Genomic DNA, 25217 nt, shown 5'->3' on the forward strand with positions numbered 1-25217 from the left:
GTTTTTACCTTATAAACAGGAGGAATACGAATGTTTCCATATTATTTTTATCAACTCCCTTATTATGGGAATTCTTTTCCATATCAATCCGGTATACCCTATGAAAGAAACGACGCATTTACTATGGATGAAAGACAACCAGTACATGGGCAAGTTACATGGACATATGGAGGGCCGGTAACGAAATGTGAATTACCGTGGTCAGAAAATAATTATATGACAGCAGCTGTTGGGGAAGATTCACCTTATCGATGTGGTCAATTTATAAGATTAAAAAATATACAGGCTCCATATGGTAGGGAAATTGTTGTCATGGTAGTGGATGAGGTGGAAGGGTATCCATCCAATAGAATAAATATTCATCGGAAAGCATTTGAAGCTTTAGGAGTCAATCCTAGTGTAGGAGTTTTAAATGTAGAAATTATTCCTGCCTCCGATTCCCAAATGGAAGGATGGGGGGCACGCTTGCTCCATGTCGTTGAAACAGCCTATCCAGGATATCGAATGAAGGAATATCATTTATTGACTAAAACAAGGGTATCGGAAACTACAATGAAAGAAAGTTATTCGTTCAAGTTGCAGAAATCTCATGAAACACTTGAAATTCAAGGGGATATATTCTACAATCCAGAATTGAATCGACTTCGCACTATCCAAATAAGAGAAGTGTAAACACAATGTGTTTGCACTTCTCTTATTAACTAATTGGATAGTACATAACCTTTTCTTTGAGACCCGATTACTCTCCTTGCTGTAACGATTTACATAAATTCACCTAGTCTAAAGCGAATGCCAAATTTTCTAATGCAGTTATAATTCTTTAAATTTGGGTAAATTAAAACAGATACTACGTGCAAAGTGCTGAATTATTAATAAAGAATATAAGGGGAAAAAACAATTATCTTGATATTATTCTTCTGTTTTGGTATTATGTTAAAATTGCTCTTATAAAAATCAACCTTTTGAAATAATGTATAAAACCATTTATCCAATAAACTTAAGAAGGAGGAACAAGAATTGTCTGATCAAAATTCACAGGGGACTGAGAGTATTAATAAAGTGCCTTTACTAATCGTATTAATTTCAGGAGCGTTTATTGCAATTCTAAATCAAACGTTACTAGGTACTGCATTGCCTCATATTATGGCAGATCTACATATTGATGAAAACACGGTGCAATGGCTACAATCCGCGTTTATGCTTGTTAACGGTATAATGATTCCAATCACCGCTTTTCTGATTGGAAAGTTTTCAACTAGGACCTTATTTTTAACTGCAATGGGATTATTTGCAGTAGGTACGCTACTCGCTGCTATTTCACCAAGTTTTTCTATATTACTACTAGGTAGAATTTTTCAAGCAGCAGGTGCAGGTATTTTAATGCCTTTTTCGCAAACGATTATGATGCTTATTTTCCCTATTGAAAAACGTGGAACAGTAATGGGAATGTTTGGTCTGATTATTGCATTTGCTCCAGCGATAGGACCATCCTTATCTGGATATATTGTTGAGAATGCACCATGGCGAACGTTGTTTTATATGATTTTACCAATCGCTGTTATTAATATTATCGTTGCTTATTTTATACTTAAGAACATTACGAAATTATCGAACCCTAAGGTTGATGTTTTATCGATTATTTTATCTACCTTTGGATTTGGTGGTTTATTGTATGGATTTAGTATCGCTGGAAGTGCTGGTTGGGGAAGTATGCAAGTTATCGTTTCATTTGTTGTTGGTGCCATTACACTTACATGGTTTATTTTAAGACAATTAAGCTTAAAAGAACCCATTTTGGAAATGCGTGTTTTTAAATATAAAATGTTTACCTTAACGACTGCGCTTGGAATGGTTACATTTATGGCAATGATTGGTGCGGCGGTTGTTTTACCATTGTATATGCAAAATATGCACAGGTTCACCGCATTCGAATCTGGATTAGCATTATTACCTGGTGCTGTCCTGCAAGGCATCATGAACCCTATTACTGGTAGAATATTTGACAGATTTGGGGCTAGGTGGTTATTGATCCCAGGTTTGATTCTTATTACGGTCACTACATTTATGTTGGCAGTTCTTACGGCTGAGACGACATTTACGTATATTGCAACAGTTCATGCGTTTCGAATGTTAGGGATTGCGATGGTTATGATGCCCGCGACCACAGCTGGCTTAAATGTGTTGCCTATGCATTTAATACCACATGGAACTGCAGTGAACAATACATTCCGACAAGTATCAGGTGCCATTGGGACAGCATTACCAATTACCATTATGACAACAGCTGCTATCCCAGAAGAAGGAGTTAACGGACTTATTCATGGTGTGAATGTATCCTTTTTTGTTTCGGGTATCTTTGCGGTCATTGGCCTTGTTATTGCATTCTTTGTTCGAGATAAAGTTAAAGGAGAAGAGGGAAGGATTAAAAGTAGATAAAGGTTGTTGTGATAAAAGCTTGGCATTCTTGCTAAAAAACGCATGGGACTTTTCAATCCATGCGTTTTTTTTAGCTAAATCAATGGTATGATGAATGAAAAAAAGAAAAGGGATGTCAAATGACTTTACAACAATTAAAATATGTTATTGAAGTAGCAAGAAGCCGTTCCATAAGTAAAGCGGCACAGAATTTATTTATAAGCCAACCAAGTCTTTCTAACGCATTAAAAGAACTAGAAAAGGAAATGGGAATTACGATTTTTTATAGAACTAATAAAGGGATTACTATAACGCCAGAGGGCTCTGAATTTTTGGGTTATGCTAGACAAGTTGTTGAGCAAGCAGAACTTCTGGAAAATCGCTATTCCAATACACCAGATCCGCATCAGCAACACTTTTCTGTTTCCGCACAGCATTATGCGTTTGCAGTCAGTGCTTTTGTTCGACTTTTGGAAGATTATAATCGTGAAGAGTATGAGTTTACATTAAGAGAAACAAAAACATATGAAATTATTGATGATGTTAAAAACCTTCGTAGTGAAATTGGGATTTTATATATAAATGATTTTAATGAACATGTCATTTCCAAATTTATTAGAGAAGGAAATTTAATTTTCCATAAGTTATTTGATGCAACACCACATGTGTTTATTAGTTCAACTAACCCGCTTGTAAACAGGGAGTATGTAACATTATCTGATTTACTTCCCTTTCCATACTTATCATACGAACAGGGAGATTATAACTCTTTTTATTTTTCAGAAGAAATTCTTAGCACACTCTCCAGGCCGAAAAACATTCGGGTTACGGACCGTGCTACAATGTTTAATTTATTAATTGGTCTAAATGGCTATACAATTTCTACTGGGGTCATTAGTAAAAAATTAAATGGAGATATCGTTGCTGTTCCACTCAAAGTAGATGGGACCATTACGGTCGGTTATATTACTCATAAAAATATAACTAATAGTCCATTAGCTGAAATTTATATTCATTATTTAAAAGAATCAATTGAAGAAGAAAGAAAGTTGCTATAGTTTAAAGCTATAGCAACTGATAGCTTTAAAGTGTTACGCTATACTAACTCTTCCATGCTACACTTTGTTTAACAAATTAATTCAAAGGGAGAGAGAGTAAATGACTGTAAAAGTTAATTCCGGAGAAAGAACAGTAGCACCATTTCGATTCGATAATGTAGGAAGTTTTTTGCGTCCTGAAAAATTAAAAGAAGCACGCGCGGCTTTTGCAAAAGGAAGTATTTCAGAAGATGAATTGAAAAAAGTAGAAGATGAAGCAATTGTTGATTTAATTCAAAAACAAAAAGAAGTAGGTCTGCAAGTAATCACTGATGGAGAATTTCGTCGTTCATGGTGGCATTTAGACTTTATGTGGGGGTTGAATGGAGTTAACAAAGAATCCATTGAACAAGGTTATAAGTTCCATCATGAGGAAACCCGGGCAGAAACAGCACGTCTTACAGGGAAAATTAGGGGGGAGAACCATCCATTTATTAAGCATTTTTCTTTTGTTCAACAATATGCAACAGAAAGTGTTTTAGCAAGACAAACCATTCCGGCGCCAGCTCAATTTTTGGCGGAATTAGAGCGACCAGAAAATATAAAGGCAACGAAAGAGTTTTACCCAGATGTAAATGAGCTTGTTAAAGATATTGCAAATGCATATCAAACGGTGATAAAGGATTTATACGATGCTGGATGTAGAAATGTTCAATTAGATGACTGTACATGGGGAATGCTTGTAGATGAAAATTATTGGAAAGCACGCCAAGACAATGCAACGGTAGAAGGTGTTGGAGAACTATACTTACGTGTGAACAATTTGGCCATAGAAAATCTACCTGAAGATTTAGTTGTAACAACGCATGTTTGCCGTGGTAACTACCATTCTTCATGGGCCTCTTCCGGTGGATATGATCCAATTTCTAAATTATTATTTGCAAAAGAAAATGTTTCAGGGTACTATTTAGAATTTGATACGGATCGTGCAGGGAACTTTGAACCTCTAAAAGATTTGAGTGATGACAAATTAGTTGTTTTAGGACTTTTCTCATCAAAAACGGGAGAATTAGAAGATAAAGTAACAATTAAAGGTCGTATTGAAGAAGCTACAAAATATGTGGATTTAGACCGACTTTGTATTAGCCCACAATGCGGCTTTGCTTCCACTGAAGAAGGAAACATTTTAACAGAAGAACAACAATGGAATAAACTTCGCTTGATCAAAGAAGTAGCAGATGAGGTTTGGGGTTAAAAATGAAGTCGCAAGTAAACGTTACTTGCGACTTTTAATTTTAGTTAGTTACTTCTTCCTTATATTTATTAAACGCACCATGCATAACAGGACCAACATATTCATTTAGTTTCCATCCATGTTTGATTGCTGCGTTTACGAATGCTTTAGCATCAGTTACTGATTCTTTTACAGATTTACCATTTGCTAAATTTGCGGTAATCGCTGCGGCAAATGTACAACCTGCACCATGGTTATATGTCGTATCAATTTTTTCCCCTTCTAAAACGGTGAAGTCTTCTCCATCATAGAAAAGGTCGATTGCTTTGTCGTAATCTAATGCTTTTCCGCCCTTAATAACGACATTTTTCGCGCCTAATTCGTGAATTTTAACTGCAGCTTCTTTCATACCGTCAATATCCCTGATGGGACCGTTTGTTTGAGCAAGTTGCCATGCTTCAAAAAGGTTTGGAGTTGTTACAAGTGATGATGGTAAAAGTAATTCTCGCATTGCATCCGTATTTTCTGGTTGCAATACTTCATCTTCCCCCTTGCATACCATTACAGGGTCAAGCACATATTTATCTAGATTCGCCTCTTTAAACTTCTTCGCTCCTAATTCAATAATATCTACAGAACCAAGCATTCCAGTTTTAGCTGCATCGATTCCAACAGATAATGCTGTTTCTAATTGTTTTTCCACAAGTTCAACATCAATTGGAGCCACGTTATGATGCCATCCCTTTGGATCCATTGTAACGATTGTAGTTAAGGCAGTCATACCGTATACATCATGTTCTTGGAATGTTTTAAGGTCGGCTGCAATACCTGCGCCACCACTTGTATCAGAACCTGCGAGTGTCAACGTTTTTTTCATAGTCATGTAAAATCCCCCTAAAATCGTAAATTAAAACATAGTATAATACTAGGATATTGATATTTTATGAGTAAATAATAAACCTTTTTGTCATTAGTGTAAAGATTACTGCGATAAATATTCAAGGAGTAATATTTAAATTGGTTTTGGATAATGCTAGGTATATAACGATTTATTAGGAGAGATGAAATGGATATCCATCAAAATAGAAGTATGGACCAGCTCAATGAAGTGAGGGCGAGTATGTCGTTATCTGACGAATTAATTGGTCAAGCTATTCAAAAATATGATTCTGATCCATTACTATATGAAGAATCAATTCGCCAAGCTTCCAGGGAGTTAGCTCACATCCAATCTGTTCTTGATAATTCCCTATTTACTAGTTAGTTTTAATGCAACTGCGAACTCATTAGAGTAGGTAGTTGCATTTTTTACTTTATCAAATTGCAAATAATTGCAAATTATCTGATGTGTATGCTAATTTAAGTATAAATGAGAATAATAGGTGAAAACTTATGCAAAAGATGGATGGAAGAAAACTAAATGAAATAGATGAAAAACTTGAGAAATTGAAGGCAATATTTCCAGAAATTTTTACAAAGTCTAAAGTTGATTTAGAGAAATTAAAATTATCATTAGGAGAACTTCTTGTAGATAACCTTGAGCAATATGAATTTTCGTGGTATGGGAAAACGGAAGCGATTCGTTCAGCTTATGATCCACTTACACTAAGAGTATCCTCAAATCGTTTAAAAAGCGTCGATTGGGATACGACAGAAAATATTTATATAGAAGGGGATAATTTAGAAGTATTACGACATATGCAGCAATCACATCAAGAAAAAGTCAAAATGATTTATATTGACCCCCCGTATAACACTGGAATGGATTTTATTTATAAGGATAATTTCAGTGAAGCATTACGCAACCACAGAAGTTTTACTAACTCCACCCATTCATCAGGAAGATTTCATACAAATTGGTTAAATTTCATGTATCCAAGACTACTTCTTGCTAGAAATCTATTGACAGAGGACGGCATGATTTTTATTAGTATTAGTGACAAAGAACTTTATAATCTGAAAAAAATATGCGATGAGATTTTTGGTGAGGAAAATTTTGTTTCTACGTTTATTTGGGAGAAAAAGAAAAAGCCTTCTTTTTTGGATCGAAATGTAGGATGTGTAACGGAATATATTGTTGCCTTTTCTAAAAACAATAAACGATCTCACGCGCTTTCTATTGAAAAGACGGAGGAAGGAAAGAAGTATCCGTTAAATAACGCTGGAAATACACTACGTACGTTAACTTTTCCGAAAGGCGCTGTTCGATTCAGGTTTGGCGATAAAGTAGTTAAAGCTCAGAATATGTCTGGTGGTAAAATTATTACTAAATTATTAGATGACGTCATCATTGAAAATGGTGTGAATCAAAATTCCTTTCGATTAAAAGGAGAATGGCGTTATTCTCAAGAAAAGCTAAATGAGATTATTCGAAATGGAGAGGAAATTGTTATTAGTAAAGTACCTTTTCGTCCTAACCACGTAAAAAGAGGTGGAGAAGTAAAAAAAATTAAAAACTTATTTACTATAAATGGGTACGGCTTTCCTACTTATGAAGATGCAGATAAGGAAATAATAGATTTATTTGGAAAAAAGGTATTTGATTATTCGAAACCGGAAAAATTAATCCGTCACTTAATTCAATCCCTTTTATATAACGACGAGAAGGCCATTGTGCTCGATTTCTTCTCAGGTTCTGGTACAACTGGGGAAGCGGTATGGCGTTATAATCGGGAGTTTGGAACAAAGCATCAATTTATATTGGTCCAACATGCAGAAATAATTGATAAAAAGTCCATTGCATATAAAGCTGGATTTCGAACCATTTCAGAAATTGGGAGAGAGCGTCTAATAAAAAGTAGGAAGAAACTTTTAGATGAAAGAAGAGTCGGTGATTTGGGTTTTAAATTTTTTGAATTAATGGATGATTAGCATATGTTACAATATAGCTGGGAGGGATTATAGTGGACGTATTTAAAGCGATACAAGAAAGAAGAGAGATTACGAAATATAGTGATAAGTTGATTGCTGACGACAAACTTGAGAAAGTAGTGGACGCAGGTTACTATGCACCAACTGGTAACAATTTACCTTCGAAACATTTAATTGTTGTGAAGCAACGCGATATGCTAGATAAATTATCCGTTACGACTCCATATATGAAATGGCAAAAGGAAGCCCCGGCAGCAATTGTTGTTACTGCAAATCCTTCCGTGAGTAAATATTGGTTACAAGATGCATCCATTGCATGTGCTTTTATATGGTTGCAAGCAGTGGAGGAAGGCCTAGGTTCTGCCTTTGGAGCGGTTTATCATTCAGAGGATGAAGAAGAGTCAAGGAAAAGGGAACAACATGTTCGAGATTTATTAAACATCCCCGAGGAACAGCGGATTGTTGCGGTGTTAGGAATAGGCTATCCGAAAGAAACACCAAAACCAAAAAAACATGTGCCAAGAGAAAGTATTGTTTCTTATGAAAAGTTTTAAAAATATAAGGAAGCAGTCCGTAGCTTCGGGCTGCTATTTTTATGGAAAATTTATTATTGGAAATTTTATGTGAACATGAGAGAATTTTGGTTCCGGTATATATTTTGATATAATTTTTATGAGAGTAAAAAACTCAATAATAAATATGTGTAAAAGGGAGCTAATACCATGGCAGAAATTAAATACGATATTATTGAAACAATCGCAGTGATTTCTGAATCACCAAAAGGGTGGACGAAAGAGTTGAATTTGATTAGTTGGAACGGTAGAGAACCGAAATACGATCTTAGAGACTGGGCACCAAATAAAGAAAAAATGGGAAAAGGAATTACCCTAACTAAAGATGAACTATTAAATTTAAAAGCAACCCTTGCCGAGTGGGAATAATGGTATTTTCTAAGATATTCATTAAGCCTAATGTCGATTTTAAGTTTTTTTAAAAAAGGTCTTGCATTCTGTATTCCTATTTGTTACAATAGTTAAGTCGACAGGGAATACGGGACATTAGCTCAGTTGGTAGAGCAGCTGACTCTTAATCAGCGGGTCGTAGGTTCGATCCCTACATGTCCCACTAACTAAAGAGAGAGAGAGGGTAGGCATCTAGCCTACCCTCTTTCTTTTTATACAATCTATAACTCTTGTAAAATGAACATACAAAGGAGAGTTGATAGTTAAGATGAGAGAAATAGTCATTATTCTGGCAGATGTTGTTAATGAAATACATGACATACTGACTTTTCTTTTTAGCGGTATGACAGATAAAGAATTACATTTCTGGGTTATGGGAATTATCGGCATGGTTACATTCTTAGTCGTGCATTTTTTCTTTAAATTAATTGAAAGATTAAAGTGGAGTACCACGATTTTATCTTTTATATATACGTTTACTGGAATGATTGTTTTAGTGTTTGCGATTGAACTGCAACAAGCAATAACGAATCGAGGTAATATGGAATTCGCTGATGCTGTTATTGGTTTATGGGGATTTATGGTCTTGTTTTTTATTTATGCTGTAATAGGATTAATCATTTATTTTATAAAAAAATCGATATTTAAAAGAAAGGATGAATAATAGTTTTCATCCTTTCTTTTATTATTAAGTGTTTTCAGTTGTTTCTTAATCGATTGAAAATCTATATTGTTTTTCTCTTTGGAATTTTCCGTTCTCATATGTACGTTCATTAAAAGTTACGTTATTTTCTTTATCAATTAATAAAACAGTAGAAGATCTTGTTCCGTAATCAGGGGATGTGATGAATAGAGAGGATAGGATTCTCTCTAACTCCATTCCTACTCCTGTATTCGGTAAATCCTCATCGTTTGCTTGCTCAGAATTGGATGTAATACGGAATAATTCATTTGCTTCCATTTTTTTATGATTGGTTACATAATCCTGTAACATTTGCTTCCCTTTTTCTACTTTAGGCCATGGAGTATCTAATGTAGCATTGCTCAATCCATGTGTACCAGGGGTGATTTCATTTGTTTCATCTAAAATATTGTTGTAATGATATAATTCATCACCATTGCCGATGAGGACATTGAAGCCTGCATATTTCTCTTTATTTTTTTTTAATGATTGTAAAAATTCATTAGGAGATTGTTCGCCTGCTAAAAAGGAACGGACTACTTCTCCTCGCGAAAAGTCCCCTGTTTCCGGTAAATCTGGATCACGATAATTAGTTAATGCAGCGAAACGCCCTCCTCTTGTTATGCCAAACCAAGTTCCCATCTGTAGTAAGTCTCGCCCAGCTAAAATATTAGGGTCATCTTTCCAATAGGATGCAGGTGCAGTTGGACGCTGATAAAATTCATCCCGATTTGCCGCAACAATCAATTTGTAATTAGGATGATCATGAAAATGAAAGTTTATTAGACACATATAGATTCTCCCCTTTTGTCACATTATAACATTTTCTTCCCAGTGTTTAACTATTGACATATATTCGGTTTCTATCCATAATAATGTTAATAGATTAGAACGTTTAGGAAGGACTAGTAAGTGAACATTGCAGTGTCAGAGAGTGGAATTAGTAGCTGAGAGATTCCACCACAGGCAACCCACTGAACCTACCTTCGTCAGTCCTTTGTGAAAACATTGGCGTCTCTTCAGCGTTATTTGAAGAAAAGTGGGATGGTTGAACATCCAAAAATGGTGGTACCGCGGAAGTAGAGCTCTTTCGTCCTTTTAAATAGGAAGGATGATTGGGCTCTTTTTACTATTTAAGATTTGAATTAGAGTTTTCGAAATCATCATAATAAACAGGAGCAGAGATAAATGGCAAAGGAACGAATTGTGGTTAAAATCGGGAGTAGTTCATTAACGAATGAACAAGGAGAAATCGATCATAAGAAATTAGAAGACCATGTACATGCGATAGCTGCATTAAGAGAGAACAACCATGAAGTCATTTTGGTTTCATCTGGTGCTGTAGCGGCGGGTTTTAAAAGGTTGGGTTATTCTTCGCGTCCAGTAACGATAAAAGGAAAACAAGCTGCAGCTGCAGTTGGTCAAAGTTTACTTATTCAAACCTATTTGGATAAATTCCATGAATATGATGTTACTGCTGCTTTAATTTTATTAACCCGTTCAGACTTTTCTAATAGAGAACGGTATCGAAATGCATTCGCTACCTTAAGTGAACTGTTGGATCGAGGAGTTTTGCCAATTATTAATGAGAATGATACGGTATCCATTGATGAGTTAACTTTTGGTGATAATGATATGCTATCTGCTTTAGTAAGTGGCTTTGTTCATGCAGATAGACTGATTATTTTAACCGATATAAATGGAATCTATGATGGAAATCCAAGGACGAATCCAGCTGCAAAAAAATTTGATTATTTAGATACTGTAGATGATGAGATGTTTCAAGCGGTAGATTCAAGGGGTTCTAAAGTTGGTACCGGGGGAATGAAATCAAAATTACTAGCAGCAAGGACTGCTCTTTCTTTAGGAGTTCCTGTTTTCATTGGTCAAGGGGAAGGAAAAAGTAAATTACTTGACGTATTAAGTGGAAAAGGAAATGGAACATATATAGGCAATAAGGAACTAACTTGGGTAAATACAAATAAACAGTGGATTGGTTTACATTCTGAATCCTCTGGGAAAGTGTATGTTGACCAGGGAGCAGAAGAGGCGATTCTATATCATGGCCGCAGTTTGCTTTCACCTGGTGTGTTTAAAGTTCAGGGTATGTTTGAAAAGGGAGACGTTGTTGAAGTTTTAAGTAAAAACGGTCTCCTCGGAAAAGGTCAAGTGAAATGTTCTTCTAGTGAATTAAATAAAAGGATGGAATTACGTAGGGAAGAAGAAGCGACTCGGATTCCGGCAATTGAAGTGATACATCGCGACCAGTGGGTTGTTTTAAATAAAATTGGGGAGGTAATCGAATGAGTGAAGTACAATTTAAGGGGAAAAAGGCGCAAGATGCAAGTTATCAAATGACAGTATTAACAACAGAGGAAAAAAATGAGGCATTGGCCTTAATTGCTGAGCAAATCGTTGCAGACCAAGATATGATTTTGGAGGAAAATAAGAAAGATATACAAGATGGCAGAGAAAAGGGCCTAACGGAAGCTGTATTAGATAGAATTTTTCTTGATGAAGGTCGAATCGCGGGAATGGCAGAAGGGATTACACAGGTTATTGAATTAAAAGATCCAATTGGTGAAACGTTGGAAACGATAGAAAAAGAAAATGGCTTATATATTGAAAGAAAAAGAGTTCCTATCGGGGTAGTAGGAATGATTTATGAAGCGAGGCCGAATGTCACCATTGATGCAGCGGCACTAACATTGAAAACGGGTAATGCAGTTATATTAAGAGGAAGTTCCTCTGCCAAGTATTCTAACATTGCAATAATGAAATCCATTCATAAAGCATTGGAAAAAAGTCCTGTTCCAGTAGATGCTGTTCAATTAATAGAAGATACGAGTAGGGAAACAGCTAAGGAACTTTTCCGTTTAAATGAATACTTAGACGTTCTAATCCCAAGAGGTGGGAAAAATTTAATTGACACAGTCGTACGAGAATCAACCGTTCCAGTTATTGAAACAGGTGCAGGAAATTGTCATATCTTTATTGACGAGTCCGCGAAAGAATCAATGGCTGAGGAAATGGTGTTAAATGCCAAATTACAACGACCATCTGTATGTAATGCGATAGAATCCCTTCTTATTCATCCAGTTTGGTTTAAGAAAAATGGTGTCAACCTTCTAAATAAATTAAAAGAAAATCAAGTAGAAATATATGGGGATGAAGCAGTATGCGATGCGTTCCCTGAAGCGAAACTTGCAACGGAAGAGGATTGGGCTACAGAATATTTAGGTTTAATAATCAGTGTGAAGTTAGTTGATAACGTTACTGCTGCTGTTACTCATATTAATAAATATGGGACAAGACACTCTGAAGCTATTATTACTGAGGATGAACGAAATGCACAGATTTTCCAAAATGGTGTAGATGCTGCTGCTGTTTATCACAATGCTTCTACTAGATTTACGGATGGATTTGAATTTGGCTATGGAGCTGAAATCGGAATTAGTACACAAAAACTTCATGCAAGAGGACCAATGGGGTTACCGGCTTTAACATCAAGTAAATTTTTCATAAATGGTAATGGTCAAATTAGAAAGTAATCTACAAAAGCTGTCACACTCGTGATGGCTTTTGTATTTTTATAATGAAATATTTTCTACCGAGATGTGGTTTCAATTTACAGAATACTCTTAACTATGATATCATAATAATATGAAAATGAAATGAAGGGATTGGTATCTTGGATAGAATAAGAGAAAAACAAGCGTGGAGATTAAATGGCTTTTTAGGAATCTTAATCATTGCTATACTTTTAGCTGGAGCGGTATTTAGTATTTTAGAACAAGGATTTGTACTTGGCGGGATTTTAATTGTACTTGCTATTACACTAGCTACTGGAATTACATTGGTGCAGCCTAATCAATCGGTCGTCGTTATTTTTCTAGGAAAGTATATGGGAACCATTAGGCAAGAAGGAATTGCTCTTACAATACCATTTACGGTAAGAAGAACCATTTCACTTCGCGTTAGAAACTTTAATAGTAATAGACTGAAGGTAAATGACGTTAACGGGAATCCGATAGAAATTGCAGCAGTTATCGTATTTAAAGTGGTTGATGCAGCAAAGGCTGTATTCGATGTGGATCAATATGAAAAATTTGTAGAGATTCAAAGTGAAACAGCAATTAGAACGGTTGCGACGAAATATCCTTATGATTCTTATGAAAACAACGATCTTTCGCTACGTGGAAATGCAGAAGAAGTATCACAGGAATTATTAGTTGAATTACAAGATAGATTAAAAGTTGCGGGTGTAGAAGTGATTGAAGCAAGGCTAACGCACCTGGCTTACTCTACGGAAATTGCTCAGGCGATGCTTCAACGTCAACAAGCAAGTGCTATCATTGCTGCACGTAAGCAAATTGTGGATGGAGCAGTGGGAATGGTAGAAGATGCGATTCAAAGGTTAGAAAAGGAAGGAATTGTCGATTTAGATGAGGAACGTAAAGTCGCTATGATAAATAATTTACTCGTTTCCATCGTTTCAGACCATGGTGCACAACCAGTAATCAATAGTGGATCATTATACCAATAAAGTAGGGCTATTATGGCTAAAAAGAAGAATTTTCCTTTACGAATCGATCCAACATTATATAAAATGATAGAATCATGGGCAAACGATGAATTTCGCAGTGTTAACAGTCACATCGAGTATTTGTTACGAGAACAAGTGAAAAAAGCGGGAAGGTTACCAAAAAAACGTGACGGGGATGAGTCATAGTTTTTTCAGGTAAGCAAGTTCCAGTAAAGGTACAATTAAGGCATTCGCAAATCTTGATTGCGAATGCCGAGTTTTGTATTTCGATAAGAAGGGGTGATTATGATGGGTAGTCCTTACGTCCAAAATTTACTAGTAGGGATAGTAAAACAATTAGGCAAGCCCGGGGCCAAAAATCCGCTGGAACGTGAGTGGGAAAGTGGAATATATAAGAACAGTGTTAACGATGAAAAATGGCTTAGTAAAAACGGGTTAACAGGGGATGAAGTAGCGGATAAGAAAAATCATGGAGGACCGGAAAAGGCTGTTTTTGCCTATTCAACAAAACATTATGATGCATGGAAAGTGGAACTCGATATAAATATTGGAATTGGGGCAATGGGTGAAAATATCGCACTAGATTATTTGGATGAGGAAACGGTTTGTATAGGAGATACTTATCGATTTGGCGATGCAATCATTCAGGTATCTCAACCTCGTCGACCTTGTTGGAAACCAGCTCGTCGCTTTAAAATTATAGATTTTGCGTTACGAATCCAGAATACAGGAAGAACGGGATGGTACTTTCGGGTCTTAAAGGAAGGGTTTGTTCAAGAAAAACAAAATCTTATACTGTTAGAGCGACCTTATCCTGAATGGACGATTTCAAAATGCAATGACGTGATGTATGTAAAAAAATCTGATTTACAATTGGCGGAAGAGCTTGCTTCCTGTGAATTTTTGGCACCAAATTGGAAACAAACATTATCGAAACGGTTGGAGGGGAGAGAATCTTCAATCGAAAAACGTGTGTTTGGCCCGAATAAAGATTGAATTACATTTGTAAAAACACCCCAAAAGCTAGAATTTCACACAGCTTTAGGGGTGCACTACTATGCCTTAAAAGATTTATTTACTCTCCAAAAACATCTTTCCATTCATTTCTTTTTGCTAGCATTTCACGAGCTAATTCTTTCGCACCATCTAAGCTGTGACTTGCAGCCCAGCCGCATTGTACCTCATTACATGCTGGTACTTCTTCAGCCTTTAAAACATCTTCTAATGTTTTTTCAATGGTATCTAAAATTCTATCAAAATTATCATCATTTAAAACAGTGAGATAAAAACCAGTTTGGCAACCCATTGGGCTTAAATCCACAATTGTACTATGGTGGTTTCTAATTAATTCAGCCATTAAATGCTCTAATGAATGTAAAGCAGGCATTTCCATATGTGCTTTGTTAGGTTGTTTGAAACGAAGATCATATTTATGAATGATATCCCCATTTACACCTTCTGTAATTCCTGCTAAGCGAATGTATGGTGCTTGAACTTTAGTATGATCAAGGTTAAAACTTTCTACGTTCATTTCTTTTACCATTTTATCACTCCTTAACTTTTAAATTATCAATCTATATTTCATAGTAACACAGATAGAAGTACCTGATAAGTAGGCAATAACTGGAGAACTTTATGCGTTATATTCTATAATAGAAGTAATGAATACGTTTCAGGAGGACGTTATAATGACGATACCATTAAAGAAAATAGTCCTAAGAAAATTAAACATGCGGTTGAAAGACCCTTTTGTAACGAGTTTTGGAACGACTCAAGATAAGGAGTTTTTTGTAATAGAGGTATATGATGGGGAAGGAAACTGTGGCTACGGAGAATCAGTTGCGTTTGCCCAACCTTGGTATACAGAAGAAACGGTGAAAACGACACAACATATGTTAGAGGATTTCTTGATTCCCATTTTGAGGGGTAGTAGCGTTAATCATCCAGACGATGTTTCTAAAGCATTTCAGTCTATAAGAAGAAATAATATGGCTAAAGCAGCGATTGAAGGGGCAATATGGGACTTATATGCAAAACGAGAAAATACTTCATTAAGTAAAGCACTTGGTGGAGAAAAACAGGAAATAGAAGTTGGAATTAGTATTGGGATTCAGCCGACTATGAAAGAATTGATAGAAAGAATAGAAGATGCACTTCAAATAGGGTATAAGCGAATAAAATTAAAAATTAAACCAGGAGCAGATATTGAAGTTCTGCGAGAAGTGCGCTCCTATTTTCCGAATACAGCAATTATGGCAGATGCAAATTCAGCATATAGTTTAGAGGATATCAATCATTTGAAAAAGTTAGACGACTTAAATCTTATGATGATAGAACAACCTTTGGCACATGATGATATTATTGAACATGCTAAATTGCAAAAGGAAATCAATACACCGATTTGCTTAGATGAAAGCATACATTCTGTAGAAGATGTAAGAAGAGCATATGAATTAGGAAGCTGTAAAATTATTAATATAAAAATAGGGAGAGTTGGTGGGTTAACAGAGGCTAAAAGAATCCATGACTTTTGCCAAGAACATCAGATGGAAGTTTGGTGTGGTGGAATGCTTGAAGCGGGTATAGGACGAGCCCATAATATTGCGTTAACCACCTTGCCACAATTTGTTCTTCCGGGAGATACAGCTGGTTCCGGGAATTATTGGGAAAAGGATATTATCACACCTGAAGTAATTGTGAAAAAAGGTATGATTGAGGTTCCGAATAAACCAGGAATTGGATATGAGATAAATGAAAAGGTATTGAATGAATTCACAGAATGGAAAAAGGAAATAACAATGTAAAGAGCAGAAGGGGTAAAATTATGTTAACAGAGGTAACGGAAGGAATACAAAGATTAGTTGTCACATTTCCAATGGGGATGGGAGATGTAAATAGTTATTTAATCGAAGGAGAAAATGGTTATACTGTAATCGATCCAGGTGCTAACTTAGATGAAGCTATTGAAATATGGAAAGATGTATTAGATACAGGTATAAAGGTAGAAAAGGTAGTTATAACGCATACACATGAAGATCATGTAGGTCTAGCTCGTTGGTTTGGAGAAACACATGGCGTTCCTGTGGTTATACCCAAAATAGGTATTAAAGTAATGGAGAATGAATTAAATCAGGATTTAGAAGAAGTAAAGGCATATATTAAAAAATATGATGGTCCTGAACTTCCTGATTTTTATTTTGAAGATAAGTCGATTTTTGATTTTCAACCAGACGAAACGTTTGAAAACCACCAGCAAATTAAACTAGGTGATGATTTATATGAAACAATATGGACTCCAGGTCACGCTTATGATCATTTTTGTTTTTATAATAAAGATAAGAATGTTTTAATCGTTGGTGATCATGTATTAAAAGATGTTTCTCCAGTAGTTGGTATATGGGGTGGTGAAGAGGAAAATCCATTACAAGACTATTTCCAATCATTGGAAATAATTAAAGGTTATGCGCCAAGTATTGCTTTGACAGGACATGGGGAACCTATTTATCATTTTCAAAAACGTGTAGAGGAATTGCAAGTTAGACATGAAATGCGACTTGAAGAGGTATTTGATACTGTAAAAGATGAATATAAGACCATAAGACAAGTATGTGAAGAAATTTATGGTACGATGAACATTATTATTAACTTAAGTGCATTCATGGCGGTTTTAACAAGGTTCATTTATTTAGAAAATATGAAAAGGGTAGAAAGAAAAGAGATAAACGGGAAAGTGTTATTTAAGGCAAGATACGAAGAATAAGGTGGAAATATATATGAAGAATTCTGATGTGTTTTTAGCTTCTTTTAATCGTATTGATAAGGAATTAAAATCATCATTAACTCGTAAAGAATTCGGGTTTTCTAGGGCGGTTAGAATTTTGCAAAAGTCTAATCCGTTAATTAAACGCTATAAGGATGACTTGTTGGAATTTGCTGAATTAAGGAATGCAATCGTTCATAATCGGACGGATGTATCTTATGTCATCGCTGAACCACATGATTCAATAGTAGAGAGCATTATAAAAATAGAAGAAGAACTTACGAAACCGAAAATAGTATATTCTTATTTTGCTCGAAAGGTATATACCCTTCAAGCTAATGAAAAAGTGTTAACTTTATTAGAAGTTATTCGGGAAAGAGAATTCACGAAGTTTCCAATTTATAATGGGAAAGAGTTTTTAGGATTAATAACTCAAAAAGGAATAACAAACTGGCTTGCGAATGAAGTGTATGATGGCAATGACATTTTGATAGAAAAAACATTATCGGATGTATTGCAATATGAAGATAATGAAAATTATAAGTTTATTTCTGGAAACAGTTCCCTATATGAAGCGGTTGATTTGTTTAAAGAACAAATTGGAAATGGACATCGATTAGAAGCTATTCTTATTACGGAAAATGGTGCCCCTACTGAATCGCTAGTTGGCATTGTAACAAATTGGGATATTATGAAAGTGAATACATAAGATGAAGCGCAACGAAATAGTTGTGCTTTTTATATTGAATAATTCATATTTCTGAATTAATATAAAAGGTAGAAAATTCATTAAATAACTTACATCTATTTTCTTTTAGGGGTGAAGAGATGAATGTCCATACACAAACTAAATTAGACCAAATGGTTAGGCGTGCTCGAAGAAATACACTTGGTGATTTATTGGAACGTACGAAAGATCGTTATCCGACAAAAAAGGCGATAACATACAATGATAGAGAATTAACATATGAACAATTGGATAACTTAGTAAACCAAACTGCTCATGCATTTATTGAAGCTGGAATGAAAAAAGGTGACATGATTAGTGTGTTATCCAAAAATAGTTTAGATTTTGTCATTGTTAACTTTGCTTTAGCCCGTATTGGTGCGGTAATGATTCCCATTAACTATATGCTAACAGTAGATGATTTGCAGTATATATTAGAACATGCAAACGTAACAGGATTAATTGCGTCTGAAGAGTTTGCTCATTCGTTAGATAAAGCGGCGGGTAATTTAGCAATCGAGTATCGTTATTTAATGGATATCACCGAAAATAATAAAAAAGAACTTGCCTCGTGGAATATGTTGTCTGAGGTAAGAGATGGTAGACCTATAGAAATAATTGAAGCAGATATTGATGATGATGACCTAGCTCACGTATTGTATACGAGTGGAACAGAATCTAAGCCAAAGGGCGTTATGTTAACCCATAAAAGTATTATTAGTGAGTATATGAGCACGATTATAGATGCAAAAATTGAAACGGACGATGTGGTGATTCATGCCTTACCGCTTTATCACAGTGCACAGCTCCATGTCTTTTTGGGGCCAAGTGTTTATGTGGGATCAAGCGGGGTTATTCTTGGTTCAGCAACACCTGAAGCCATTCTCAAAACAATTGAGAAGAAAAAAGTAACATCCTTATTCTGCCCGCCGACTGTGTGGATTGGATTATTACGTCATCCTGATTTTGGGAAGTTTGATTTATCTTCTTTACGAAAAGGTTATTATGGAGCAGCCATTATGCCGCGCGAAGTGATAAAAGAATTAAGTGAACGACTTCCTAACATGCGACTTTGGAATTGTTATGGCCAAACGGAAGTAGCTCCATTAGTCACTGTTCTTGGACCTGAAGATCAATTAAGAAAACTTGGGTCAGCTGGGAAAGCGATTTTAAACTGCCAGACTAAAATAGTAGATGAGAATGATCAAGAAGTGGCTGAAGGCGAAATAGGAGAAATTGTACATCGAACACCACATGCAATGAAAGGGTATTTACATAACCCGGAAAAGACCGCAGAAGCATTTCGTAATGGATGGTTTCATAGTGGGGACTTAGGTGTGAAGGATGAAGATGGATACATTACCATTGTTGATCGGAAAAAGGATATGATAAATACTGGTGGTGTTAATGTTTCCAGTAGAGAAGTAGAAGAGACTATTTATCAATTGGATGGAGTATCAGAAGTTGCAGTTATTGGAGTCCCAGATGCATATTGGATAGAAGCAATTACTGCTATTATTGTACCGAAAGATGGAAAAACATTAACGAAAGAAGAAGTATTAGATTATTGTAGGAAAAATTTATCCAAGTTTAAAATACCGAAATATATAGCCATTGCAAATGAATTACCAAAAAATCCAAGTGGAAAAATACTAAAACGTTCATTACGTGAACAATATGAGGACATTGCTACACAATAGATACGGGAGCGAAACAATTTTGTTTCGCTCTTTTCACTTTTTTAGGATATATTGATAAATTTTAGAAACAATATGACTGGAGGTGTTAATCATGACAGATAAAAAATCAAGAAACAAAAGAGTCAACTCAAGTGTGAATCCACAAGGTTTAACAGAAGATGTTGCTGATCAGCAGCCAAAGTCACAATTAGAGCAACGTGCAAAGAAGAAAAATACGAAGATCTAAGTAAGAGGTGAATGATCATAGATAATACACTAAAATATCTACGAGAATCTTTATCCAATTATAGTGAAAATGAAGTTTGTCAGCATATTATAAGAAAAATAGAACAGAATCACTATAAAAGTGAAAAAGAATTCGTAGATGACTTAGAAGAGGCGGAAGTTGCATACTTAGATAATGTGTTGGAAAATGAATTGAACTACGCGAAGAATGTACAAAATGATGAGAGAGTTCAACAGTTAACAGAGGTGTTTGAGATCTTATTTTAGTGTTAGTGTAATATTGAGGATGAAAAGGACTGATGAGCAAGTCGACGGAGACATTTGAAGTATTATTTTTTCCGGAACTTTTGAATATCCTCTGATAGGAATATTTTACTATTGCCATTTGTTATGAGAACGTGTAGTATATAAGTACAAGCTACATTGTGCGTATTTAATTAAAGTTTTAACCTCTAATATGGTAATAGGGAGTTTTACATCGGAATCCTAATGCCGGGCCGTCATGTAACGGAGGGCAGGAAGATTTCTGCGAACACCCACTTGGCGAAGTGGTGGTTTAAAACTTTTTATTATAACAAATACGGCAAATGTGGCTGTACTACATAGGTGTATAATCTAAGGTCAGTATTCATGTTGAATACTGACCTTTTACATTTTTAAATACATTTACTCTTAAAATCCAAACTTTAAAGTCGAAATGTATCCCTTTTCATGATGGAATGCAAATTATTAGAAACATTTTACTTCATTTTATGGGTTGTAATTCGGGAAATCCGTGTTATACTGGAAACAAATCTGAAAACTTAATACATTTTTTTCATATAATAGCAAGGATATGGCTTGCAAGTTTCTACCGGTTTACCGTAAATTAACCGACTATGAAAAAGCAGAGGGTAATCACTTTTAGGGATTACTGTAAATTTCAAACTTTTAAGCTTGAGAATATGCTTCTTCATAGAAAGGAGTATTTCTTAAGCTTTTTTTATTTATTTCAATTGGAAGGAGATCTTTATGAAGGCATTAGAACAAAAAATCCTTGAAGAGGGAAAAGTATTATCGGAATCTGTACTAAAAGTGGATTCATTTTTAAACCATCAAATTGATCCAGTGTTAATGCAACTAATTGGACAGGAGTTTGCTCAACGATTTAAAGATGCTGGAATCACTAAAGTATTAACATTAGAGTCTTCTGGTATTGCTCCTTCTGTAATGACAGCTTTAGAGCTAAGTGTGAAAACAGTTTTTGCGAGAAAGCGTAAATCTTTAACATTAGTTGATGGCTTATATTCAGCAGAAGTATATTCTTTTACAAAAAAAGAATCGAATGAAATATCTGTTTCCAAACAATACATTTCAAAAGAGGATAAAGTACTTGTAATTGATGACTTTTTAGCGAATGGCCAAGCTGCTCTAGGACTTACTGATATTGTGGAGCAGTCTGGAGCGACATTAGTTGGAATTGGGATTGTGATTGAAAAAGGATTCCAAACGGGTAGAGAACTGTTAGAAGGACGTGGTATTCGAGTGGAGTCGTTAGCTATTATCGATTCTTTGGTGGATGGAGAAGTCACCTTTAAGGAGGAAAAATAATATGAAAACAACAGCGTTAAGTCTTCAGCATGTATTAGCAATGTATGCAGGTGCCATATTAGTTCCGCTTATTATCGGTGGTGCCCTTGGTCTAACGACAGAACAGTTAACATATTTAGTTGCTATCGATATATTTATGTGTGGGGTTGCAACTATCCTACAAGTAATAAGTAATCGTTTCTTTGGAATTGGCTTGCCAGTTGTACTTGGATGTACATTTACAGCAGTAGGTCCAATAATTGCTATTGGTGGAGAATTTGGCATCACTGCTATTTACGGGGCAATTATTTGTTCCGGTTTATTCATTATTCTTATTAGTACCGTTTTTGGAAAACTTGTTCGATTTTTCCCTCCGGTTGTAACAGGTAGTGTCGTAACCATTATTGGACTAACTTTAATTCCAGTAGCCATTAATAACTTGGCTGGTGGTCAAGGTGCAAGTGATTTTGGTTCTTCTATTAATCTATTGTTAGGTTTTGGTACGTTGGCTTTTATCATCCTTATGTATCGTTTTGCAAAAGGATTTATTCGTTCTATTTCCATTTTAATTGGCTTAGTCATCGGTACAATCGTTGCTGGTTTTATGGGGAAAGTCGATTTTAGTGCGGTTGCAGATGCGTCTTATTTGCATATGCCCCATCCTTTCTATTTCGGGATGCCTACTTTTGAAGTCTCAGCAATCATTACGATGTGTCTTGTTGCAATGGTATCATTAGTAGAATCCACAGGTGTTTATTTTGCACTAAGTGATATAACAGACAAAAAGTTAACCGAAAAAGATTTAGCAAAGGGTTATCGTGCAGAAGGTCTTGCTGTGTTTTTAGGTGGAGTATTTAATGGATTTCAATATACAGCATTCTCGCAAAACGTAGGATTGGTTCAATTGACAGGCGTGAAAAAACGTAAAGTTATCTTGGTTGCAGGTATTATTTTAATTGTATTAGGGTTGGTTCCTAAAATTGCAGCCTTAACAACCATCGTCCCAACATCCGTATTAGGTGGCGCTATGCTTGCTATGTTTGGTATGGTTATTTCACAAGGGATTAAAATGCTTGGAAAAGTAATGGGGGATTCGTCTGAGAACTCTATGATTATCGCGTGTTCGGTGGGAATGGGTTTTGGAGTAACTGTTGTTCCAGAATTATTCTCTGTTTTACCGGCAAGCTTACAAATTTTAACGAGTAATGGTATTGTTGCAGGAAGTGTAACTGCTATTGTTTTAAACATTATTTTTAATATGAAACCAGAGAAAAAAGTAGAAAATAATCCTGTCCCTATTTTGCAGGAAAAAGAAGCATAGTTCGTTTTTATAAAGGTATCTCCATGCGGGGGTATCTTTTTTTTGTTTCTCTTTATGTCCGTGATCTTTGATGACAGGACAGTTCTTGTGATTTTTTAACAAGAACTGTCCTTAGGTATATATTTAGAAAGTGAATCTATTCATTACTATACTCAAAAATGCGAAATCCTAAAGTAGAGACTTTTATCTTATCTGACGCTGTCAGTTGAATCGGCTTTCGTGAATAGACTGTATCTATACTAGTTCCAACTACTAGTTCGCTACAATATTTTTCAGGAAAATCTGGTAAACCTAACGTCTGTTCCTCCGTACTATTATTTATTACAAAAAGGATACGCCGGTTATCTGCTTGCTTTTGATAGACCAATGTATTTGTTTCATTATCGTACATAACGATTTGGAACGTACCATCATTTCCAAAAGCAGGAATTGTTTTTCGCATTGCAATCAGATTTTTAACATACGTAAACAACTCTCGATTCTGCTTCGTTTCGTCCCATACCATACATGCGCGGCAACCCGGATCTTGACCGCCTTCCATCCCAATTTCATCCCCATAATAGATACAAGGTGTACCAATGAAAGAAAGTTGAAAGAGATATAGAAGTTTCACACGATCCATCTCGCCATCTGCTAATGTCAAAATCCGCGGTGTGTCGTGGCTATCAAGCAAATTAAATGCAACTTCATTCACATTCGCTGGATACATATGCAATACATTGGTAATGGAATTCGTAAAGTCTTCAGGAGATCGCTCATTTTTTGCAAAGAAATCGATTGCACTATTTGTAAACGGATAATTCATGACAGCATCGAATTGGTCGCCGCCAAGCCAAGGCATTGAATCATGCCAAATTTCTCCTAATATATAAGCGTCCGGTTTCACTGCTTTCACTTCTTTTCTAAAATCTCTCCAAAACTGATGATCGACTTCATTCGCGACATCTAAACGCCACCCGTCGATATCAAATTCCTCGATCCAGTAGCGGGCAACTTTTAGTAAGTAGGCTTTCACTTCCTGATTTTCCGTATTGAGCTTCGGCATGGATCCAGCAAAGCCAAACGCATGATAATTTGGTACTGGCTCTGGTTTTACAGGGAATTCTCGAAGGTGGAACCACTCCGTATAAGCTGATTTCTCTTGTTTATCCAGTACATCTTGAAATGGAGGGAAATAATAGCCGCTATGATTAAATACCGCATCAAGCATGACACGAATTCCCCGCTGATGACATTCCCGCACGAGACGGCGGAAAGTTTCCTTATCCCCAAATTGCGGATCAATTTCCATGTAATCAATCGTGTCATATTTATGATTGGAATACGCTTTAAAAATAGGCGTGAAATAGATACCATTAATTCCTAAATCAACAAGATAATCCAAGTGATCGATAACGCCTTGAAAATCACCGCCAAAGAAGTTTGTAGCAGTCGGTGCAGCTGACCCCCATGGTAAAGTTCCCTTCGGATTTAATGATGGGTCCCCGTTTCCAAATCGTTCTGGAAAAATTTGATACCAAACAGTGTCCTTAACCCAGTCTGGTGCTTGGAAGACATCGATTTGATTCAAGTACGGGAAGCAGAAGTAATTTGAAATATCTGCTGGAGGATCAGAATAAATACCACTCTCCGTGTAATAGCATGTTTCACTAGAATCCATGCAACGAAATCCATAGCGCATCCGGTAGAACTCAGGTTTTACTGCGATAAACCAATAATCATATAAGGCGGTCGATCCTGACTTAATCATTTCAACCGTTTGCGTTTGCCATACCTCATCTTTCCAGTCATACGGATCTCCAAACAGAAGTGCAACAGACTCCATATCATTCTTTTTCGTTTGCAGTACGATATGTAATGTGTCCTTATCATAAGCGTATGCGAAGTTATTCTTTGGACGGTGGTAGATTGCTTCTTTTAGCATTTAATTTTCTCCTTTCTGAAATAGAAACCCCGATTTCCGTAATGTTAGAAATCGGGGTTGTTGTCATTTGTACAAAGCATTGCCCTTAAGTTGTTCTCCATTTAATGTAATGTAAGCGGATTAGGCTGTCAATAATAAAGGTAGATTTGACACTAAATTGATAGTCTCTTTTTCTCCTTAAAACGCGAGGGAAAATAGTATTTGAATTATCCTATTTATATATAAAACTAAAAAATATTTAATG

The 25217-nt window shown here is 35.7% G+C and carries 26 protein-coding genes, 1 tRNA gene, 1 other RNA gene and 1 riboswitch; of the genes, 24 read left to right on the forward strand and 4 right to left on the reverse strand.

The window, feature by feature from the left end:
* Positions 1–30 precede the first annotated feature (30 nt).
* The 4 genes from A9178_RS11885 to A9178_RS11900 all read left to right on the forward strand — a co-directional run bounded on the left by A9178_RS11885 (position 31) and on the right by A9178_RS11900 (position 4707).
* The gene (locus tag A9178_RS11885; RefSeq protein WP_068675570.1) at positions 31–672 is read left to right on the forward strand and encodes a DUF3889 domain-containing protein; all 642 of its coding nucleotides are present in this window, start codon (positions 31–33) and stop codon (positions 670–672) included.
* A gap of 345 nt (positions 673–1017) precedes the next feature.
* Entirely contained in the window at positions 1018–2436 is a 1419-nt protein-coding gene (locus A9178_RS11890) for a DHA2 family efflux MFS transporter permease subunit (protein WP_068675572.1), read from the forward strand.
* Positions 2437–2555: 119 nt separating this feature from the next.
* Positions 2556–3473 carry a LysR family transcriptional regulator gene (locus tag A9178_RS11895; RefSeq protein WP_068675574.1) on the forward strand — a complete coding sequence of 306 codons (918 nt, stop codon included), beginning with the start codon at positions 2556–2558 and terminating at the stop codon, positions 3471–3473.
* A gap of 100 nt (positions 3474–3573) precedes the next feature.
* Positions 3574–4707: a 5-methyltetrahydropteroyltriglutamate--homocysteine S-methyltransferase gene (locus tag A9178_RS11900; RefSeq protein ID WP_068675576.1), complete on the forward strand. Its 1134-nt coding sequence runs from the start codon at positions 3574–3576 to the stop codon at positions 4705–4707.
* Positions 4708–4747: 40 nt separating this feature from the next.
* On the opposite strand, the gene pdxK is transcribed toward A9178_RS11900, so the two are convergent.
* Complete coding sequence (gene pdxK, locus A9178_RS11905; protein ID WP_068675578.1) at positions 4748–5569, reverse strand: pyridoxine/pyridoxal/pyridoxamine kinase; 822 nt, start codon at positions 5567–5569, stop codon at positions 4748–4750.
* A 183-nt stretch (positions 5570–5752) separates the two neighbouring features.
* Here pdxK and A9178_RS11910 point away from each other — a divergent pair, with 183 nt between their 5' ends.
* The 6 genes from A9178_RS11910 (at position 5753) to A9178_RS11935 (ending at position 9183) form a co-directional block, all read left to right on the forward strand.
* Complete coding sequence (locus tag A9178_RS11910; RefSeq protein ID WP_068675580.1) at positions 5753–5950, forward strand: hypothetical protein; 198 nt, start codon at positions 5753–5755, stop codon at positions 5948–5950.
* Positions 5951–6078: 128 nt separating this feature from the next.
* Positions 6079–7557 carry a site-specific DNA-methyltransferase gene (locus A9178_RS11915; protein WP_068675582.1) on the forward strand — a complete coding sequence of 493 codons (1479 nt, stop codon included), beginning with the start codon at positions 6079–6081 and terminating at the stop codon, positions 7555–7557.
* Positions 7558–7589: 32 nt separating this feature from the next.
* The gene (locus tag A9178_RS11920; RefSeq protein ID WP_068675584.1) at positions 7590–8111 is read left to right on the forward strand and encodes a nitroreductase family protein; all 522 of its coding nucleotides are present in this window, start codon (positions 7590–7592) and stop codon (positions 8109–8111) included.
* 168 nt (positions 8112–8279) lie between these two features.
* Positions 8280–8498 (forward strand): YdbC family protein, encoded by a 219-nt coding sequence (locus A9178_RS11925; RefSeq protein ID WP_068675586.1) that lies wholly within the window; start codon positions 8280–8282, stop codon positions 8496–8498.
* Positions 8499–8609: 111 nt separating this feature from the next.
* Positions 8610–8682, forward strand: a tRNA-Lys gene (locus A9178_RS11930).
* Positions 8683–8787: 105 nt separating this feature from the next.
* Positions 8788–9183: a hypothetical protein gene (locus A9178_RS11935; RefSeq protein ID WP_068675588.1), complete on the forward strand. Its 396-nt coding sequence runs from the start codon at positions 8788–8790 to the stop codon at positions 9181–9183.
* Positions 9184–9228: 45 nt separating this feature from the next.
* On the opposite strand, the gene A9178_RS11940 is transcribed toward A9178_RS11935, so the two are convergent.
* On the reverse strand, positions 9229–9993 hold the full coding sequence (locus A9178_RS11940; RefSeq protein ID WP_068675590.1) for an NRDE family protein: 765 nt from the start codon (positions 9991–9993) through the stop codon (positions 9229–9231).
* 396 nt (positions 9994–10389) lie between these two features.
* Here A9178_RS11940 and proB point away from each other — a divergent pair, with 396 nt between their 5' ends.
* The 5 genes from proB to A9178_RS11965 all read left to right on the forward strand — a co-directional run bounded on the left by proB (position 10390) and on the right by A9178_RS11965 (position 14743).
* Positions 10390–11508, forward strand: a complete 1119-nt coding sequence (gene proB, locus A9178_RS11945) for a glutamate 5-kinase (protein ID WP_068675592.1) — start codon at positions 10390–10392, stop codon at positions 11506–11508.
* A complete protein-coding gene (locus tag A9178_RS11950; RefSeq protein ID WP_068675594.1) occupies positions 11505–12752 on the forward strand; it encodes a glutamate-5-semialdehyde dehydrogenase in 1248 nt (415 codons plus the stop codon). The genes proB and A9178_RS11950 overlap by 4 nt, the downstream gene beginning before the upstream one ends.
* A gap of 149 nt (positions 12753–12901) precedes the next feature.
* A complete protein-coding gene (locus A9178_RS11955; protein WP_068675765.1) occupies positions 12902–13747 on the forward strand; it encodes an SPFH domain-containing protein in 846 nt (281 codons plus the stop codon).
* Positions 13748–13759: 12 nt separating this feature from the next.
* Positions 13760–13933, forward strand: a complete 174-nt coding sequence (locus tag A9178_RS11960; protein ID WP_068675596.1) for a type II toxin-antitoxin system antitoxin — start codon at positions 13760–13762, stop codon at positions 13931–13933.
* A gap of 102 nt (positions 13934–14035) precedes the next feature.
* Entirely contained in the window at positions 14036–14743 is a 708-nt protein-coding gene (locus A9178_RS11965) for an MOSC domain-containing protein (protein ID WP_068675598.1), read from the forward strand.
* A gap of 79 nt (positions 14744–14822) precedes the next feature.
* On the opposite strand, the gene A9178_RS11970 is transcribed toward A9178_RS11965, so the two are convergent.
* Positions 14823–15290 carry an S-ribosylhomocysteine lyase gene (locus A9178_RS11970; protein ID WP_068675600.1) on the reverse strand — a complete coding sequence of 156 codons (468 nt, stop codon included), beginning with the start codon at positions 15288–15290 and terminating at the stop codon, positions 14823–14825.
* 145 nt (positions 15291–15435) lie between these two features.
* Between A9178_RS11970 and menC the strand changes: the two genes are divergently transcribed.
* The 9 genes from menC (at position 15436) to A9178_RS12010 (ending at position 23049) form a co-directional block, all read left to right on the forward strand.
* Entirely contained in the window at positions 15436–16551 is a 1116-nt protein-coding gene (menC, locus tag A9178_RS11975; RefSeq protein ID WP_197482190.1) for an o-succinylbenzoate synthase, read from the forward strand.
* A gap of 20 nt (positions 16552–16571) precedes the next feature.
* The gene (locus tag A9178_RS11980) at positions 16572–17507 is read left to right on the forward strand and encodes an MBL fold metallo-hydrolase (protein WP_068675602.1); all 936 of its coding nucleotides are present in this window, start codon (positions 16572–16574) and stop codon (positions 17505–17507) included.
* 13 nt (positions 17508–17520) lie between these two features.
* Entirely contained in the window at positions 17521–18216 is a 696-nt protein-coding gene (locus A9178_RS11985; RefSeq protein WP_068675604.1) for a CBS domain-containing protein, read from the forward strand.
* Between the two features lie 119 nt (positions 18217–18335).
* Positions 18336–19934 carry a fatty acyl-CoA synthetase gene (locus A9178_RS11990; protein WP_231889847.1) on the forward strand — a complete coding sequence of 533 codons (1599 nt, stop codon included), beginning with the start codon at positions 18336–18338 and terminating at the stop codon, positions 19932–19934.
* 91 nt (positions 19935–20025) lie between these two features.
* On the forward strand, positions 20026–20160 hold the full coding sequence (gene sspL / locus A9178_RS11995; protein WP_068675606.1) for a small, acid-soluble spore protein L: 135 nt from the start codon (positions 20026–20028) through the stop codon (positions 20158–20160).
* A 17-nt stretch (positions 20161–20177) separates the two neighbouring features.
* Positions 20178–20426, forward strand: a complete 249-nt coding sequence (locus tag A9178_RS12000; protein WP_068675771.1) for a sigma-G-dependent sporulation-specific acid-soluble spore protein CsgA — start codon at positions 20178–20180, stop codon at positions 20424–20426.
* Positions 20427–20571: 145 nt separating this feature from the next.
* A non-coding RNA gene (gene ssrS / locus A9178_RS19770) (6S RNA) lies at positions 20572–20759 on the forward strand.
* A gap of 197 nt (positions 20760–20956) precedes the next feature.
* Positions 20957–21058, forward strand: a riboswitch (purine riboswitch).
* A 112-nt stretch (positions 21059–21170) separates the two neighbouring features.
* Entirely contained in the window at positions 21171–21749 is a 579-nt protein-coding gene (locus tag A9178_RS12005; RefSeq protein WP_068675608.1) for a xanthine phosphoribosyltransferase, read from the forward strand.
* Position 21750: 1 nt separating this feature from the next.
* Positions 21751–23049, forward strand: a complete 1299-nt coding sequence (locus A9178_RS12010) for a nucleobase:cation symporter-2 family protein (protein WP_068675610.1) — start codon at positions 21751–21753, stop codon at positions 23047–23049.
* Positions 23050–23185: 136 nt separating this feature from the next.
* Here the strand turns inward: A9178_RS12010 and A9178_RS12015 are convergent, their stop codons facing one another.
* Positions 23186–24973 (reverse strand): glycoside hydrolase family 13 protein, encoded by a 1788-nt coding sequence (locus tag A9178_RS12015; RefSeq protein ID WP_068675612.1) that lies wholly within the window; start codon positions 24971–24973, stop codon positions 23186–23188.
* Positions 24974–25217 lie beyond the last annotated feature (244 nt).

The organism is Oceanobacillus sp. Castelsardo, from assembly GCF_001659985.1.
Lineage (GTDB): Bacteria > Bacillota > Bacilli > Bacillales > Amphibacillaceae > Oceanobacillus.

Bases quoted from the DNA above. Each gene is read 5' to 3' on its own strand.
- A9178_RS12010 (WP_068675610.1), top strand. From the start codon at position 21,751: ATGAAAACAACAGCGTTAAGTCTTCAGCATGTATTAGCAATGTATGCA.
- A9178_RS11960 (WP_068675596.1), top strand. From the start codon at position 13,760: ATGGCTAAAAAGAAGAATTTTCCTTTACGAATCGATCCAACATTATAT.
- A9178_RS11925 (WP_068675586.1), top strand. From the start codon at position 8,280: ATGGCAGAAATTAAATACGATATTATTGAAACAATCGCAGTGATTTCT.
- A9178_RS11950 (WP_068675594.1), top strand. From the start codon at position 11,505: ATGAGTGAAGTACAATTTAAGGGGAAAAAGGCGCAAGATGCAAGTTAT.
- A9178_RS12015 (WP_068675612.1), bottom strand. From the start codon at position 24,973: ATGCTAAAAGAAGCAATCTACCACCGTCCAAAGAATAACTTCGCATAC.
- A9178_RS11970 (WP_068675600.1), bottom strand. From the start codon at position 15,290: ATGGTAAAAGAAATGAACGTAGAAAGTTTTAACCTTGATCATACTAAA.
- pdxK (WP_068675578.1), bottom strand. From the start codon at position 5,569: ATGACTATGAAAAAAACGTTGACACTCGCAGGTTCTGATACAAGTGGT.
- A9178_RS11895 (WP_068675574.1), top strand. From the start codon at position 2,556: ATGACTTTACAACAATTAAAATATGTTATTGAAGTAGCAAGAAGCCGT.
- A9178_RS11915 (WP_068675582.1), top strand. From the start codon at position 6,079: ATGCAAAAGATGGATGGAAGAAAACTAAATGAAATAGATGAAAAACTT.
- A9178_RS11935 (WP_068675588.1), top strand. From the start codon at position 8,788: ATGAGAGAAATAGTCATTATTCTGGCAGATGTTGTTAATGAAATACAT.
- A9178_RS11940 (WP_068675590.1), bottom strand. From the start codon at position 9,993: ATGTGTCTAATAAACTTTCATTTTCATGATCATCCTAATTACAAATTG.
- menC (WP_197482190.1), top strand. From the start codon at position 15,436: ATGACGATACCATTAAAGAAAATAGTCCTAAGAAAATTAAACATGCGG.
- A9178_RS11885 (WP_068675570.1), top strand. From the start codon at position 31: ATGTTTCCATATTATTTTTATCAACTCCCTTATTATGGGAATTCTTTT.
- A9178_RS11965 (WP_068675598.1), top strand. From the start codon at position 14,036: ATGGGTAGTCCTTACGTCCAAAATTTACTAGTAGGGATAGTAAAACAA.
- A9178_RS11985 (WP_068675604.1), top strand. From the start codon at position 17,521: ATGAAGAATTCTGATGTGTTTTTAGCTTCTTTTAATCGTATTGATAAG.
- A9178_RS11910 (WP_068675580.1), top strand. From the start codon at position 5,753: ATGGATATCCATCAAAATAGAAGTATGGACCAGCTCAATGAAGTGAGG.
- sspL (WP_068675606.1), top strand. From the start codon at position 20,026: ATGACAGATAAAAAATCAAGAAACAAAAGAGTCAACTCAAGTGTGAAT.
- A9178_RS11990 (WP_231889847.1), top strand. From the start codon at position 18,336: ATGAATGTCCATACACAAACTAAATTAGACCAAATGGTTAGGCGTGCT.
- proB (WP_068675592.1), top strand. From the start codon at position 10,390: ATGGCAAAGGAACGAATTGTGGTTAAAATCGGGAGTAGTTCATTAACG.
- A9178_RS11980 (WP_068675602.1), top strand. From the start codon at position 16,572: ATGTTAACAGAGGTAACGGAAGGAATACAAAGATTAGTTGTCACATTT.
- A9178_RS12005 (WP_068675608.1), top strand. From the start codon at position 21,171: ATGAAGGCATTAGAACAAAAAATCCTTGAAGAGGGAAAAGTATTATCG.
- A9178_RS11900 (WP_068675576.1), top strand. From the start codon at position 3,574: ATGACTGTAAAAGTTAATTCCGGAGAAAGAACAGTAGCACCATTTCGA.